Annotated in this window: 13 protein-coding genes; 4 read left to right on the top strand and 9 right to left on the bottom strand. The window is 44.2% G+C overall.

Annotated features, from left to right (window positions below):
- Positions 1–174 precede the first annotated feature (174 nt).
- From CWO27_RS16950 to CWO27_RS16920, 7 genes are all read right to left on the bottom strand, one after another.
- Complete coding sequence (locus CWO27_RS16950; RefSeq protein WP_102432738.1) at positions 175–648, bottom strand: DUF2947 domain-containing protein; 474 nt, start codon at positions 646–648, stop codon at positions 175–177.
- A 138-nt stretch (positions 649–786) separates the two neighbouring features.
- Positions 787–1,374: a ribosomal protein S5-alanine N-acetyltransferase gene (rimJ, locus tag CWO27_RS16945; RefSeq protein ID WP_048658426.1), complete on the bottom strand. Its 588-nt coding sequence runs from the start codon at positions 1,372–1,374 to the stop codon at positions 787–789.
- Positions 1,375–1,392: 18 nt separating this feature from the next.
- A complete protein-coding gene (gene tyrR, locus CWO27_RS16940; RefSeq protein WP_102478495.1) occupies positions 1,393–2,937 on the bottom strand; it encodes a transcriptional regulator TyrR in 1,545 nt (514 codons plus the stop codon).
- A gap of 123 nt (positions 2,938–3,060) precedes the next feature.
- Positions 3,061–4,113, bottom strand: a complete 1,053-nt coding sequence (locus CWO27_RS16935) for a YcjF family protein (protein WP_107899258.1) — start codon at positions 4,111–4,113, stop codon at positions 3,061–3,063.
- 14 nt (positions 4,114–4,127) lie between these two features.
- On the bottom strand, positions 4,128–5,501 hold the full coding sequence (locus tag CWO27_RS16930; protein WP_107899257.1) for a YcjX family protein: 1,374 nt from the start codon (positions 5,499–5,501) through the stop codon (positions 4,128–4,130).
- 217 nt (positions 5,502–5,718) lie between these two features.
- Positions 5,719–5,904: a hypothetical protein gene (locus CWO27_RS16925; protein ID WP_004734731.1), complete on the bottom strand. Its 186-nt coding sequence runs from the start codon at positions 5,902–5,904 to the stop codon at positions 5,719–5,721.
- A 163-nt stretch (positions 5,905–6,067) separates the two neighbouring features.
- Entirely contained in the window at positions 6,068–7,585 is a 1,518-nt protein-coding gene (locus CWO27_RS16920) for a fumarate hydratase (RefSeq protein ID WP_009847029.1), read from the bottom strand.
- 244 nt (positions 7,586–7,829) lie between these two features.
- On the opposite strand from CWO27_RS16920, the gene pabB reads away from it, so the two are divergent.
- Positions 7,830–9,209, top strand: a complete 1,380-nt coding sequence (gene pabB / locus CWO27_RS16915; protein ID WP_107899256.1) for an aminodeoxychorismate synthase component I — start codon at positions 7,830–7,832, stop codon at positions 9,207–9,209.
- Positions 9,210–9,371: 162 nt separating this feature from the next.
- On the opposite strand, the gene CWO27_RS16910 is transcribed toward pabB, so the two are convergent.
- Positions 9,372–11,090: an ATP-binding protein gene (locus CWO27_RS16910; protein ID WP_102432743.1), complete on the bottom strand. Its 1,719-nt coding sequence runs from the start codon at positions 11,088–11,090 to the stop codon at positions 9,372–9,374.
- Position 11,091: 1 nt separating this feature from the next.
- Positions 11,092–11,634, bottom strand: coding sequence for a heme NO-binding domain-containing protein (locus CWO27_RS16905; protein WP_102432744.1), 543 nt, complete (start codon positions 11,632–11,634; stop codon positions 11,092–11,094).
- Between the two features lie 304 nt (positions 11,635–11,938).
- Here CWO27_RS16905 and CWO27_RS16900 point away from each other — a divergent pair, with 304 nt between their 5' ends.
- The 3 genes from CWO27_RS16900 (at position 11,939) to CWO27_RS16890 (ending at position 15,583) form a co-directional block, all read left to right on the top strand.
- Complete coding sequence (locus CWO27_RS16900) at positions 11,939–12,538, top strand: CoA pyrophosphatase (RefSeq protein ID WP_081228700.1); 600 nt, start codon at positions 11,939–11,941, stop codon at positions 12,536–12,538.
- A gap of 309 nt (positions 12,539–12,847) precedes the next feature.
- On the top strand, positions 12,848–14,101 hold the full coding sequence (locus CWO27_RS16895) for an aromatic amino acid transport family protein (protein ID WP_048658418.1): 1,254 nt from the start codon (positions 12,848–12,850) through the stop codon (positions 14,099–14,101).
- Between the two features lie 120 nt (positions 14,102–14,221).
- Positions 14,222–15,583, top strand: coding sequence for an L-serine ammonia-lyase (locus CWO27_RS16890; protein ID WP_048609201.1), 1,362 nt, complete (start codon positions 14,222–14,224; stop codon positions 15,581–15,583).
- The last annotated feature ends 52 nt before the right edge of the window (positions 15,584–15,635 follow it).

Raw genomic sequence — 15,635 nt, 5'->3', positions numbered from 1 at the left:
GCCAATGAGATAGCGATCTCAATTTCGTGAATTTCCGTTTTTAAACGAGTAGGAATTCGATTCAATTTTCAGGTTCAAACAGTGGGTGTTTCGCAACGATCTTCAAAGATCCACCGACACAAAAAAAGCGAGCACTAGGCTCGCTTTTATACAGCTATACATACGTTCTAAAGCTTAAGCTCGGTTACCGATTTTCACCGTGCCATTTGTAGCAAACCAAAGTGCTTCTGAACGACGACGACCGAGTAGAATTGGACCGTCATCGTAGAACAAAAAGTTCTTCCAATGCTTCTTGAAAATCGCCCACTTTGTTTCAAGAACATTATATTTTTCGTAACAAAAATAAACAGTTACGTCATCTTGCCAATCGATAAAATTAAGAATCTCTTCTGGCATATCAGGCTCATCCGCTTCCCAATGCGCCATCCAGCTGATCTCTTCATTCCAGTTCGATGCTTTGCTTGGCCAGTCTTGCGAGCTTAGTCGTTCTGCGTCTGGGCTTTGAGGGCTCACGTTCTCTTTCCAGAACTGAGATGCTCTTGCCTGTGTCATTGGCTTAATCTTTTCCAAGTCCTCTGCTGGAAGCGGCATTGACTGGTGGGTGAAAATCCATTTTCTTTGGTATTCGTCCAAAGTTGTGTATGACATCAAAATTCCTCAAATATCTTCTCAGGCTGATGGATTACCATGCCTATCTGTTCTTTTTGATACAGCGGCGATTAGAGATCGCTTGATATTCGCTGCCTTTAAATTCGTTGTTAGCTTGTGCGCTTAAATACTATTTATTTAAACCGTGCGTCTGTCTTCCCAGTTTGGGTTAACCAACGCGGTCAGCACATGGTCTTCCCATTTACCGTTAATCTGTAGGTAGTCTTTGGCAAAGCCTTCTCGAACAAAACCAAGATGTTCTAATACACCCGCACTGCGTTCGTTGTGAGGCATGTAGCCCGCCATTAAGCGGTGCATGTTCTGCACATCAAACATGTAGTCCTTCGCCATGCTCAAGCCCCTGCGCATGTAACCGTGCCCCTGTGCACTTTGAGCCAATGAGTAACCGACATTACAAGCGTAGAACGGAAAACGAGACAAATTACTGAACGATATGGTGCCTAACATTTCATTAGAGTCAGCGTTAATCAGTAAACAGTAATAGCCTAGCCCCATTTTATGAAGCTCGTTTAACTTGATCAGTCGCTGCGCCCAACTCGCTCTATCAAAGAACGCATCTTCGCGAATCGGTTCCCAAGGTTTCAGGTACTCTCTGTTAACCTGAAAGTACTCGCTGATCATGCCAGCGTCATCAATTTCAGCCGTGCGTAGAATCAGATTACCATCATGCTTATAAATGCGCTCTGGTGTACTCAAATCTTCCATAATCTTGTTCTTATTCGATCAGTTCTTTCTGATACCGTAATCACGAAGCTTATTCGCAATTGAGGTGTGAGATACATTCAAACGCTTTGCAAGCTTACGGCTTGATGGGAAAGACTGATAAAGCTTCTCTAGAATCTGAGATTCATAGTCTTTCATGATCTCATCCAGAGAACCATCTAAGCTTAAGTTCGCCATTCCTGCTGTCATGGTTTCAAGCTTTGGCAAGTGGAATTGCTCAACCGTTAGCGTGTCTGAATCCAACTCTGTTAATGCGCGTAGAACCATGTTGTCTAACTGACGAATGTTGCCCGGCCATTGGTAATTACCAAGCTGGTCGATTAGTTCTTGAGTCAGTTTTGGTTTTAACATACCTAATTGCTGCGCGTACTTTGCAACGAACAGTTCCAACAGCGGCGCTACGTCGTTTGAGCGTTCACGCAATGCAGGGATAGACAGAGTCAGTACATTCAAGCGGTAGAACAAGTCTTCACGGAACGAGCCGGAGTCTGCTAATTCAGAAAGACGATGGCGCGTTGATGCAATAATACGAACATCCGCGTGCATCTCTTCTTCTTCACCCACACGACGGAATGAACCATCTTGTAGGAAACGCAGCAGTTTGATTTGTAGATGTGGGCTCATTTCGCCAATTTCATCTAAAAATACCGTGCCGCCATTCGCTTGCTCGAAAATGCCTTTATGCCCTTGTTCATGGTTAAACGAACCCGGTGCATGACCAAACAATTCGGTTTCCGCTACGTCATCAGGCATTGATGCACAGCTTAGAATCAAGAATGGGAAAGAAGAACGATTTGAACGGTTATGACACGCTTTTGCTAGCATCTCTTTACCCGTACCCGTATCGCCTTCAATTAATAGAGGCTGATCCAGCATAGCCAATTTCTTAGCTTGACTGATCAAAGCTTTATGGCGATTAGAGACACCAACAAAGTGTTCGAAACCTAGGTTGTTCTGTTCTGGAATTGAATCTGGCGAGTTCATCTCTTGATTACAAGAACGAATCGTCATTACTGCACTTGCCAGTACCGCTTCGTTGACATCACCACCAAGGTAAATTGGTAGGATTTCAATCGAGAAATCTAAACCATCCAACACGACAACTTCACGATGGCGCGTTACATCGCCTTCAATCCAACGAACAAAGTTAAAGCTAGGAACGAACGTCGCTAACGGTTCACCGATGACTTCGTCTTCTTGCTTGTTGAAGAGGTTCAGTGCAGCGTGGTTAGCCATGTCGACTGAGCCTTTAAGGTCAATCGCAATCACAGGGTCAGGCAGGTTTGCCAGCAGAGCAATCAGCTCTGTGTTATGCCTTTCGCTTGGCATAAATTGGATTTTACGTACATCCTTCACACCTGAAATTCGGCGAATTTCAGCCATAAGCTCACTAAAAGCATCAAAATCGATATCAGGGCAGTTTAGGTAGATAATGCCTTTAACATCAATTTCGATTCCTCTTAAATCAATGCTTTTTGAGGCCAAGATATCGAGCAACTCACGCGTTAAGCCGAGTCTGTCTTCACACAATACTTCAAGACGCACAAATAGTCCTATTATAGGTGTCAGGATAAGTTGACAGTAGTGTGGATTAAGCTCTGAGTTCAGTCAAGAAGAAGAGTAAACATATGTTTACTCTTCTTCTCAAACTATTGACCTTTCAATGCTTTATTTGAGAGTAATACGCTTTATTTCTGAAAGGACGGCTTTGCGGAGGTCTGCCAGTTTTACTTTTCGTTCGTTATGCCAAGGCATAGGACGCAGTAATGTCATGGCTTTTAAGCCCAGTCTCGCCGTAAGGATACCGACACCTAGCCCCTGCCCTGCTCGAGCTGAGACTTTGCCTGCAAGGTCCATCGAGACGAGATCCATGCTCGCATCAATCGCGAGTTCACTGGCTCCTGCAGCAGCCATGTTGATTAACACCAGTTTAAATAGCTTAATACGAGACCAGTAGCCAAGCTCGATACCATACACATCAGCAAGCTTGTCTATCATGGTGAAATTACGCCACGCCACCAGCAACATATCAGCAGCAGCCAATGGACTCACTGCAACCAAAGCCGCCGATTCGGTTGAGAACTTAGTGACGATTTGAGTAGCCACTTTATCTTGCTGAGCAACAACCAACGCATCGTACATATCCAACACTTCTGCATCACTGTGTGCTGGGTTAATGCTGTTTTGCCACTTATCGTACGAAGGTGACTCAGCAATAATACCGCCTTGCTTGGCGATGTTTTCACAGAACGCTTTACCCTTGCCGACACTTTGGCTTTGCAAGAGCTCTTCACTCTGCTCTTGCACACTAAAGTGGTCTTTAAGCGAGCGCAGTTTCCATAGCTCTTTGCCTATTGCGCCTAAACCCAATGAAGCAATGGCAGCAATAAAGCCTGCCCAACCTAATGCAAGCCACTCAGCAGTTTGAATCGCGGTAATGACCGAATCAATTGCTTGCCATCCAACGAGGCCAGAAAAAGCGATCAATAGACCCGTTCCAAACCACTTCTTCTTTTTACTCGGTCGAATCACTTGTTCCAATTGCTGTTCAGCTTCACCATCAAGGTCGGTTTCCACTTGTGGCGCGACGGGTACAAACTTCTCTTGTACCGTAAATAGCTTTTGAGCACCCAAATCAGGGGTAACTTCACTCTTATCAGGCTCGTCGAACGAGGTCTTCAACGGTTCATCAAAGACCTGCTTTGTTTTTAATTCACTCATTTTGATTGCCTCAATTACTTCAACTTGTCGCCAATGAGATACTCTAAAACCTTGTCGACTCTCAGATGCTGACAAGGCTCATCGGAGTGTTGCTCCATTGGCCTAAAGCTCGTGAAATCAAATTGGTTGGTTTCCCAATACTGTTTGTTCGGCAGTTTGCGCGGCACCTCACCCGGATACATGGTTTGAGGCTCGTTATTTAAAGTGACACCTTGCAGTGCTGGAACATTGTCTGAACCCGACGAAATATATCCCGCACTGGTCGCTTGAATAGACGCGATGCTCATACAACTCATGTCGATATGTTCAAACGCCGCCTGTTGCCAAGCAGGGTGTACCATCTGCTGTAACAGTGATACTAAGTTCGGATGTTGATCCGGTGTCACGTGATCGGCCTTGGTTGCGGCGAACAAAATCTTGTCGATCTTCGGCGCAAACAAGCGTCTTAGCATATTGCTTCGCCCGTACTTAAAGCTCTTCAATAACTGTTCTAACGCACCACGCATGTCCATGAAAGAGTCATAGCCTGCGTTAAGTGGTTGTAAGCAATCCACCAGCACGATTTGTCTGTCGAACGTGGCAAAGTGATTCTTATAGAACGCCTTTACGACCTTCTGTTGATACTCTTCATAACGCGCTTTTAAAACCGCATAGTTGCTGGTTTTCGAGAATTTACCCTCGGGCGCAGCACACGGGAAGAATTGCAGCACAGGCGCACCTTCAAGCTCACCCGGCAATACGAATCGACCCGGCTGTACCCAATGCAGTCCGTTACTTTTACAAGTATGAAGGTACTGGGTATAGCTATCGGCAATCGCGACCAGTTTCTTTTCGTCCGCTTCTGCTAGCAAATCGATATCACCACGCATTGCGTTCCACTGTTGCGAGTAGGTTTCTCTATCGCCTTTGAGTGCGGCGAATTGGGATTGGCTCCAAGTATCAAAGTCCATATCCAGCAAAGGTAAATCAAGTAGCCACTCACCTGGATAATCGACAATATCGAGATAAAGGGTGCTGTTTTTGCTCAGCAGCTTCTTTGCGCCTTTAGCTGGCTTATATTTGATGGCTAGACGAATCTCACTGACATCGCGCGTCGGCACTGGCCATTCTGGTGGCTGCGCATTCAAAGATTCCATCGCCTCATCATAAGAGAAGCGTGGGATCATCATGTTGTGTTGCGGGATGCGCTTTGCGCCAATAATTCTTCCATCTCTCGCTGATGCAAGTAGAGGCAGATTTTTGTGGGTAGACGTATGAAGAAGCTGATTAACCAGCGAAGTAATGAAGGCTGTCTTACCCGCACGAGAAAGTCCAGTGACCGCTACTCGAATGTGAGAATCCGTTCCTCTGCTTATAAAGTCACTCATTTCTTGAGTTAGGTGTTTCATTTGAACGACTCCGTGATAGTTAGGCTAGCTGATTATGATAATAGAGAGGCAAGCCTATGTTCTTTCCCTGTTGGGATAATATGTATGCTTTTGCTTTTGCTTGTTCTTTTACTAATAGTAATGAGTATGCAATACACATTCTTAATGCTAGATGAATAAAAGCCCCTGACTACATTCATAATCAGGGGCTTTAGAATTTTTCTGCGATATCCGACTCTTAATCGTCTTCAATCAACTTGTAGATAACAAACAGTGCAATCTCTGCGATTAGCCAAAGTGCACAGGTAATCGTCACGTATTTATTATCAAAGATACTGATCCCTTTCAAGATCAGGTCGTAGCCAACAAAAGCACCAATCACCACTGCCAAGATAATCTGTAGGATCTGAATAAAACGAGGCATTCCTCTCTCCTATATTCTTATATCAAACTATGTGTTTATCACTATATCATTGATAATATGACAAAAGTGCAGATAATGCTGCACTTTTGTCTTTAACTTTCTGTCAAAAATTGCAATTCAAACGCTGAAGCTAGCGCCTGTTACGACTTTTGACTTCGGTAAATTATGCTTTTTCAGCTTCAGCAATTTTCACTTTCCACGTGTCAGGGCCGATCTGGTGCGCGTTCACGCCGTTCGAGTCAACAGCAACCGTTACCGGCATGTCTTCAACTTCAAACTCGTAGATCGCTTCCATACCGAGATCTTCAAACGCAACCACACGTGCTTTTTTAATTGCTTTAGCCACTAAATAAGCTGCACCACCAACCGCCATCAGGTAAACCGATTTATGTTGTTTGATTGACTCAACCGTTGCAGGGCCGCGCTCTGCTTTACCAATCATGCCCATAATGCCGGTTTCTTCTAACATCATGTCGGTGAACTTATCCATACGAGTAGACGTTGTTGGGCCAGCAGGACCTACCGCTTCATCGCCTACTGCATCAACAGGGCCTACGTAGTAAATGAACTTACCTTTCAGGTCGACACCTTCTGGTAAACCTTCACCACTTTCAAGCATGCCTTGAATACGCTTATGCGCTGCATCACGACCGGTTAAGATCTTACCTGATAGAAGAACCGTTTCGCCGGTCTTCCACTCTTGAACGTCTTCTTTAGTAATTTCATCAAGGTTAACACGGCGAGTATTTGCACCTGCTTCCCAAGTAATATCTGGCCACTCTTCTAACTTAGGTGGTGTTAGCTCTGCAGGGCCGCTGCCGTCTAATGTGAAATGTACGTGACGTGTTGCTGCACAGTTCGGGATCAAGCAGACAGGCTTAGAGGCTGCGTGCGTTGGCGCTGTTTTGATTTTCACGTCAACCACAGTTGTTAGACCGCCAAGACCTTGTGCGCCAATACCCAGTTTGTTTACACGGTTGAAGATATCTAAACGAAGCTCTTCTTCAGCGTTCTCTGGACCTTTGTCGATAAGCTCTTGAATATCGATGTGCTCCATCAGAGATTCTTTTGCTAGTACTGCTGCTTTCTCTGCCGTACCGCCAATACCTATGCCTAGCATGCCCGGTGGACACCAGCCCGCACCCATGGTCGGTAAGGTCTTCTCTACCCACTCTGCAATATCGTCAGAAGGGTTCAGCATAACCATCTTAGTTTTGTTCTCAGAACCGCCGCCTTTCGCTGCGATTTGGATTTCAACTTTGTTGCCCGGAACCATATTAATGTGAACAACCGCTGGTGTGTTGTCTTTGGTATTAATACGCTTACCTGCAGGGTCCATTAGGACAGATGCACGCAATGGGTTATCTGGGTTGTTGTAAGCTTGACGAACGCCTTCATCAACCATCTGTTGTACTGTTTGATCCGTTTCCCACCTAACATCCATACCGATGTTCACGAAACAAGTAACAATACCCGTATCCTGACAAATTGGACGATGGCCTTCCGCAGACATACGCGAGTTGATAAGAATCTGAGCGATCGCATCTTTAGCTGCTTGGCTCTCTTCTTTCTCGTACGCTTTTTCTAGGGCTTGGACAAAGTCTAAAGGGTGATAATAAGAAATGTACTGAAGTGCGTCAGCGACACTGCTGATCACATCTTGCTTACGAATAACCGTCATTGCATGCCTCTTTATTGTTCTGGTTCCATGTGGGTTCACAGTTTGGCTATATATGCCAAATCGAATTAGGTGGTTTAGCTTTTTATTGTGTTGAGCTGTATTTAGTTGCTTTAGCAATCGCTTGCATAGCTTTAAACTAAACCACTTGGATTAATCAAGAACCCATTTTATTTTCAATTTATGATACTCTTGCTTCCTCTCACACGCCATGCAGTGATCGAACTCTTTGTCACAAATTAAACAAATGAATAACAACGAATTTCGCTCTATCCAAATCAAGCCGCTTGAATATCAATCAACTTTAGCTAAACAGCTGTTTTCCCATGTTGAAAATCTGCCGTGGGCAATGCTATTACGCTCCGCTTCAGAAAGCCACGTTGATAGTCGATACGATATTTTAGTTGCTCAACCCATCGCCACCTTCGAGACAATCGGTGCAAAAACGACCGTTAATGTTAATGAGACGTGCGAGGTTTCAGACTCTGATCCTTTCGAGCTACTCGACCAATATCAGCAACAATTATTGCCTGTGACTAAAGAGCATGCTGAGTTGCCATTCATTGGCGGCGCTTTAGGCTACTTTAGTTATGATTTAGGCCGCAGAGTCGAGACTCTGCCTTCACGCGCAAAGCGCGATATTGAAGCACCAGACATGGCGGTTGGCTTGTATGAATGGGCTGTTATCGTTGATCACCAACTGAAAACGGCGTGTATTGTCGGTAAAAATATCGATGAACATCATGATTGGCTGATGCAGAAAATGGGTCAATCACACCTAACACATGCGCCCTTTGGATTAACCACACCGTGGAAATCCAATATGAGCGAAGAGAGCTACGCCACCAAGTTCGATAGCGTTCAAGAATACCTGTTATCCGGGGACTGCTATCAGATCAACTTAGCTCAGCGCTTCAATGCTCAATACCAAGGCAGTGAATGGCTGGCTTATGACAAGTTAGAGCAGTACAACTCAGCACCCTTTTCGGGTTTCATCCGTTTGGCCGACTGCGCAATCATCAGTGTTTCGCCAGAGCGTTTCTTAGAACTCAAAGACAACGTCATTGAAACCAAGCCAATTAAAGGCACACGACCTCGTTCTGAGAACCCGATGATTGATGATGCTAACGCGCAAGATCTGGCAAGCGCCGATAAAGATCAGGCGGAAAACTTGATGATCGTCGACCTACTTCGTAATGACATTGGCCGAGTGGCAAAATCGGGCACAGTGCATGTACCAAAGTTGTTCGATATTGAGAGCTTCCCTGCCGTGCACCACTTGGTAAGCACGATACGAGCAGACCTTGATGAACAATATTCTGCGACTGACCTTCTGAGAGCGTGTTTCCCTGGCGGTTCGATTACTGGCGCACCAAAAGTTCGCGCGATGCAGATCATTGAAGAGTTAGAACCGCATCGACGTTCAGCGTACTGCGGCAGTATTGGCTACATCAGCCGAAATGGAAGAATGGATACCAGTATTACCATTCGTACATTAGTCGCCGAGAACAATACGCTTTATGCATGGGCTGGCGGTGGTGTGGTATTTGATAGTGATTGTGCTTCTGAATACCAAGAAACTCTGGATAAGCTGAGTCGAATTCTACCGGTACTTGAAGATTGCTAAACCTAGCGTCATTAACTGCGAGTTCCGCGATTTAATGACGAGTTCTGCGGCTTAACGCTCAGCAAAAACTCGATATAAAAAGAAACCGAAGGATCGCAAGATCACTTCGGTTTTTTAGTCTTTGAACTAGAGTGCATTGCTCACAACGCATTATTAGCGTGTTTAAGCGACCTTCACCGCAGAGACACCCCACTTCTTAAGCATCTCTTTAAGATCATTGGCGGTGTAAGGTTTACTCAAAATGTCATCCATTCCACACTGAATACAACGTTCCCGCTCTTCAAGTGTCGTTCCGGCGGTCAGTGCCACAATAGATTTAACGTAACCCTTCTCTCTTAGTTTCTCTGTCGCTTCAAAGCCGTCCATAACGGGCATTCTGCAATCCATGAATACAATGTCGTATTCATTGTCTGACGCGAGCTCAAACCCTTCGACACCATTACTTGCGATAGCCGGTTCAATCTCATGTTTACGAAGCATTTGCTGGATGATGATCTGGTTCATCTTAATATCATCAACCACCAACACTTTAAGTAGTGACAATTCCGCCTCAGACTCAAAGCCCTTGGTAACACTATCACTCTCAGCCGGAACATCGACAACTTGAAGAGGAATCGAGATGGTAAAAGTCGTGCCTGAGCCAACAACACTGGTCACGCTAATATCACCGTGCATCAAACCTACTAGCTTACGACAGATGGCGAGACCAAGCCCAGTCCCTTCGTAGTTTCGGCTACTTGAATTATCCGCTTGAGTAAAAGGTTCAAACAGCGTCTTATGAGAGGATTGAGCGATCCCAACTCCAGTGTCCTCTACGGAAAAAATAAATTGGTCTCTCAACCATTTAATCTCAACGCTCACATGTCCTTTATCCGTGAACTTGATGGCGTTTCCAATCAAGTTTACGAACAGTTGAGTAATACGCTCTAAGTCACCATAGAAATGGCTCGGTACACCTTTGTCTACATCAACATCAAACTTAAGCTGCTTTTCAAGTGCTCGATTGGTAAAGATACTATCGATAGTATTTCTCAAATCATGAAGCGCGAACTTCTTCGGTATTAACTCCAACATTCCCGCGTTGATTTTACTGTAATCCAATAGGTCATTAATGATGGTTCTGAGAAACTCTCCAGATTGACTTAAGTTGTTCACTATTTCACGTTGAGAACTATTCAGTTCGGTATCGCTAATCAATTCGGCACTACCTAGTAGGCCATTAAGCGGGGTTCTTAATTCATGGTTGATCATTGCGACAAAGTCACGCGTTGCTCTTTCAGATTCTTCTGCTCGTTTACGTGATTCAATGTTTCGATTGATAGCAAGCTGGTGGGTTAAGGCACTACAAATAAGGTCGGTAACTAACAACAGTTGGCTTTGGATGAATTCGAAATCTTGGTCTAATACCCTGACCTTCACAATTAACGCGCCGACTATGACCTTTTCAACCTCTAATGGTACGGTAAGGTGGTTGCCTTGCCAATGAGGCTCTTGAATATCTTGCTCTATCACCTCGACGGTTTCGTCACCATAGTCATAAGTGTGTAATTGAGGGAGCAGCTTGGGAGGCAAAATCAAACGACTGGCTTCAATCAGATAACTGTTGGTCACACTTGTCGTCAATTGTGACAACATGACGTCATCAAGATCATTACTCAGAAAAGCGCGTCCGAAATCAATCAACAGGTTGTCGATTTGTTCTTGGAATTCAATGCGACGTATGTTTGCATTGGAACGCTTCTCTAACTGACGCAGTGCAAGCTCGAGTTGGTGGTTGGCCTCAAAAAGTTCAAGGCTCTTTTGTTCCAACAAGGCTTCTGCTGCTTTTCGCGCAGCAATTTGGCGTTTAAGTTTTTTCTCTAGGGCTGAGGCCAGATCCATATCACTTTTCTACTTTGAGATTAAACCTAACCACGCTCTGGTCATCATTTTGTGGCGTCATCTCCACCGCAATAGATTCACCGTGGTATTCAGCGCACCCTTCGATAAGCCCTAAACAAACATGAGACATACATCTTGCGCTTTTGTAGTCAAAAACAAGTTGTGCTTCGGTCGTGGTGATAAAACTGAATTCAGGTGGCTCAGCATCTGGATAGAGCTTCTTCACTTCAACGTGAATGTAGCGCTCTACGTGCTGAATAAATTGAAAGGTGGTATTGCTGTGAGCAATGCTAGCTTTATTCGGCAATGAGGCTAATAAGTTCTTAAATACGGACTGCCCGAAAACGCGTTGCAAGCTTGCTGCATCTATATCGGTTTTTTTGCTCAGATTAATGATGAGTTTAACCAGATCTTTGTGGTCGTAACTTCCGACAGATGTGTAGATCCCTTCATCTTCTGACGTCTCTAGAACTTCTTCCAAAAGCTCTAACCCAAACTTGTCTTCAACAAGCTCTAAAAATTCGGTGAATATGATTCCTTTCATCTCATACCTTTTCTTCTATTTCTTTTTAGAATGGTTCACTAAGTCATTGTTATCAAATTCTTAAACACAAAATCTACGCTCCGTAACCCAATTTTATGACATGGGTAACGCTTACTCGCAGATGCGTACATATTGAATATAGCAAAAACCGGCATTTTAAGGATGTCAGTAACTACGTGGCCCTTAATTACGCCTAGTTAATAGCTAAACTAAAGGTAAGTAAATGAAGACACACTCAAAATTGGTAATCAGCCCACTGTTATGTCTATACTTAAAATCATAATAATCAATATATTGGCTTGATATGAATAAAGAAAACTTCCTTCAACAATTCCAACTAAACCCTACCGTTGGCTATCACCCAGAGTCAGTAGAGCGTGTTTCGCATATCAGTGGCGATCAATTACGTAAAGCGGCAGTGGTGGTAGGTTTAGTTGAAAGAGAAGATGGTTTACATGTCATTTTTACTAAAAGAGCCGCTCATTTAAAGCATCATCCTGGCCAAGTCAGTTTTCCTGGCGGTAAACATGAACTCTCTGACCCTTCTATGCAATTTACTGCACTTAGAGAGCTCCATGAAGAGGTAGGAATTCGATCGGATCAAGTTAAAATTGTTGGGCAATTACCCGCTTTGAGTACTATTAGTAAATTTTCTGTGACACCGATTGTTGCTCTGGTCGATCCTGACTATGAAGCCATCATCGATGAGAATGAAGTTGCCTCTATTTTTGAGGTGCCTGCCACCTATGTTTTAGACCAAGCCAAGTTACACAGCCACACTGTTAACTTCAAACAAATCAAGCATCGTGTTTTTGCGATGCCCTTCCAAGAGCACCTAATTTGGGGCGTTACGGCGCAAATTATCCAATCTCTGCAGCAGCATGTAGTGCAACAAATCACATAGCAACTACGTTTTGTTTAATCTCTGTTAACAAATCGCAAGCTTTGTATGGAACAGAATTATTAATGCAATTTTACGCAAACGTTTCCCTGGTATAAATCTGAACAACCCCGCCTTTCGCATAATAAAAACTAATACCTAGCATGAGCATAAATCACCTGTAGCACGCCAATTTCGTGATCAAAAATCCGTTTTTCGCATATCATGTGACACGCCGTTTCATTACATGATTTAGATCTATTTTTTGTAGAAGAAAATTCTGCAGAATTAGCCCCGACTTATTTCCTGTTCCCAAAAAATGAGTAATTTAACATGAACACAACAACTTCTTCGGCAAATGCCGTTAAAGATTCAAGCAAGTTTAACTATAAAGATTTTACCTGGTGTTTATCACTATTCGGTACAGCAGTTGGTGCTGGCGTACTATTTCTTCCAATCAAAGCTGGTGCGGGTGGTTTTTGGCCATTAGTTATCCTAGCTCTAATCGCGGCACCGATGACTTGGTTCGCACACAAATCTCTAGCTCGCTTCGTACTGTCAGCTAAAAACCCTGAAGCAGATATTACAGACACAGTTGAAGAGCACTTCGGTAAGACTGGCGCAAACATTATTACTTTTGCTTACTTCTTCGCTATCTACCCAATCGTTCTTATCTACGGTGTTGGTATCACAAACACGGTTGATTCTTTCCTAGTAAACCAAATGGGTATGGAATCTATTCCACGTCCTCTTCTTTCTGGTGCACTTATCCTTGCTATGACAGCAGGTGTTGTATTCGGTAAAGAGCTGATGCTTAAAGCAACGTCAGCGATGGTTTACCCACTAGTATTCATCCTACTAGCACTATCTTTCTACCTAGTTCCTGATTGGAACACTTCAATGATGGACGTAAGCCCAGAATGGTCAACAATGCCTTCTATTATCTGGCTTGCTATTCCAATCATCGTGTTCTCTTTCAACCACAGCCCAATCATTTCACAGTTCTCTAAAGAGCAACGTCGTGTATACGGTGAAGACGCAGTTAAGAAAACTGACCAAATCACTGGCGGCGCAGCAATGATGCTGATGGGCTTTGTAATGTTCTTCGTATTCTCTGTAGTACTTTCTCTATCTCCAGAGCAACTAGCAACAGCACAAGCACAGAACATCTCTGTTCTTTCTTACCTAGCTAACGTACATGAGTCTCCACTTATCTCTTACATGGGTCCTCTAGTAGCGTTCGCAGCGATTACTTCAAGCTACTTCGGTCACTTCCTAGGTGCTCACGAAGGTCTTGTTGGTCTAATCAAGTCTCGCTCTGGTTCTTCAATCTCTAAGATTGAGAAAGCTTCTCTAGCGTTCATCGTTGTTACAACTTGGATTGTTGCGGTAGTTAACCCAAGCATCCTAGGTATGATTGAAACAATGGGTGCTCCAATGATTGCAGCTATCCTGTTCCTAATGCCTGTATTCGCAATGAACAAAGTACCAGCAATGGCTAAGTACAAAACTTCAGCACCTGTACAAATCTTTACAGCTTTATGTGGTCTAGCGGCTATTAGTTCTGTAATCTACGGCGCTCTTTAATCTCAAGCCCTTTTTATAAGATGGCATCCATCTTATATCGCGAGATTAAACAAAAAATATAATGATAATAAATGAGCCTCCCTACTCCCCTTGGGAGGCTCTCTTTTTGAGGTAATCGCTATGATTAGTGTATTTGATATCTATAAAATCGGTGTTGGTCCATCGAGCTCACACACAGTTGGACCAATGAAAGCGGGTAAAGAGTTTATTGATGACCTACGTTCAATGGGAAAATTGCGCGACATCACTAAAATCACCGTGGACGTATATGGATCACTATCACTGACAGGGAAAGGTCACCACACAGATATCGCAATCATCATGGGTCTTGCTGGCAATACTCCTGAGCGTGTTGATATCGATTCTATTGCAGGCTTCATTGCTCGCGTAGAAGAAACTGAGCGCCTTCCTGTTGGCATGCACTGTCATACAGTATCGTTCCCACGCGATGGCGGTATGAACTTCCACACTAGCAACCTTTCTCTACACGAGAACGGCATGAGCATCCATGCATGGGTTGGTGACGAAGTTGCATACTCAAAAACGTACTACTCAATTGGTGGCGGTTTCATCGTTGACGAAGAAAACTTCGGCAAAGAAGAAGAAAACCCAATCAAAGCACCTTACGAATTCACTACAGCTGAAGAGCTGGTTAATCAGTGTAAAGAAAGCGGTCTTTCTATCAGTACACTGGTTATGAAAAACCAAGCAGCATTCCACTCAGACGAAGAGTCTCGCACTTACTTCGCTAACATCTGGAAAACGATGCGTGAGTGTATGGATCGCGGTATGAATACTGAAGGTATCCTGCCAGGTCCACTGCGTGTACCTCGTCGTGCAGCAGCACTTCGCCAACAGCTGATCACTTCAGAAAAAACAACTAACGATCCAATGACGGTTGTTGACTGGGTGAACATGTTTGCTTTCGCAGTAAACGAAGAAAACGCAGCGGGCGGTCGTGTAGTAACTGCACCAACAAACGGCGCATGTGGCATCATCCCTGCGGTATTGGCTTACTACGATAAGTTCATCCAAACAGTGACAGAGAAAGACTACATCCGTTACTTTGCAGCTTCTGGCGCGATCGGTGGTCTTTACAAGCGTAACGCTTCTATCTCTGGTGCCGAAGTTGGCTGTCAGGGTGAAGTTGGTGTGGCATGTTCTATGGCTGCTGCTGGTCTTGCTGAGCTTATGGGTGGTAGCCCTGAGCAAGTATGTATGGCTGCAGAAATCGGCATGGAGCACAACCTAGGTCTAACGTGTGACCCAGTAGCTGGCCAAGTACAAGTACCATGTATCGAGCGTAACGGTATTGCTGCAGTTAAAGCAATCAACTCGACTCGTATGGCACTTCGTCGTTCTTCTGCTCCTACTGTTTCTCTAGATAAAGTTATCGAAACAATGCTAGAAACAGGCAAAGACATGAACGCTAAATACCGTGAGACTTCTCAAGGTGGTTTGGCTGTTAAGGTTGTTTGTTAATCACTCTGAATTAATAAACCGATAATAAAAAAGGAACGCCGATGCGTTCCTT

The sequence above is a fragment of the Vibrio sp. 10N.286.51.C3 genome (assembly GCF_003050065.1).
GTDB classification, from domain to species: Bacteria; Pseudomonadota; Gammaproteobacteria; order Enterobacterales; family Vibrionaceae; genus Vibrio; species Vibrio crassostreae.
This window is presented reverse-complemented; position numbering and strand designations above follow the sequence as displayed.

Bases quoted from the DNA above. Each gene is read 5' to 3' on its own strand.
- CWO27_RS16950 (WP_102432738.1), bottom strand. From the start codon at position 648: ATGTCATACACAACTTTGGACGAATACCAAAGAAAATGGATTTTCACC.
- rimJ (WP_048658426.1), bottom strand. From the start codon at position 1,374: ATGGAAGATTTGAGTACACCAGAGCGCATTTATAAGCATGATGGTAAT.
- CWO27_RS16935 (WP_107899258.1), bottom strand. From the start codon at position 4,113: ATGAGTGAATTAAAAACAAAGCAGGTCTTTGATGAACCGTTGAAGACC.
- CWO27_RS16930 (WP_107899257.1), bottom strand. From the start codon at position 5,501: ATGAAACACCTAACTCAAGAAATGAGTGACTTTATAAGCAGAGGAACG.
- CWO27_RS16925 (WP_004734731.1), bottom strand. From the start codon at position 5,904: ATGCCTCGTTTTATTCAGATCCTACAGATTATCTTGGCAGTGGTGATT.
- CWO27_RS16920 (WP_009847029.1), bottom strand. From the start codon at position 7,585: ATGACGGTTATTCGTAAGCAAGATGTGATCAGCAGTGTCGCTGACGCA.
- pabB (WP_107899256.1), top strand. From the start codon at position 7,830: ATGAATAACAACGAATTTCGCTCTATCCAAATCAAGCCGCTTGAATAT.
- CWO27_RS16910 (WP_102432743.1), bottom strand. From the start codon at position 11,090: ATGGATCTGGCCTCAGCCCTAGAGAAAAAACTTAAACGCCAAATTGCT.
- CWO27_RS16905 (WP_102432744.1), bottom strand. From the start codon at position 11,634: ATGAAAGGAATCATATTCACCGAATTTTTAGAGCTTGTTGAAGACAAG.
- CWO27_RS16900 (WP_081228700.1), top strand. From the start codon at position 11,939: ATGAATAAAGAAAACTTCCTTCAACAATTCCAACTAAACCCTACCGTT.
- CWO27_RS16895 (WP_048658418.1), top strand. From the start codon at position 12,848: ATGAACACAACAACTTCTTCGGCAAATGCCGTTAAAGATTCAAGCAAG.
- CWO27_RS16890 (WP_048609201.1), top strand. From the start codon at position 14,222: ATGATTAGTGTATTTGATATCTATAAAATCGGTGTTGGTCCATCGAGC.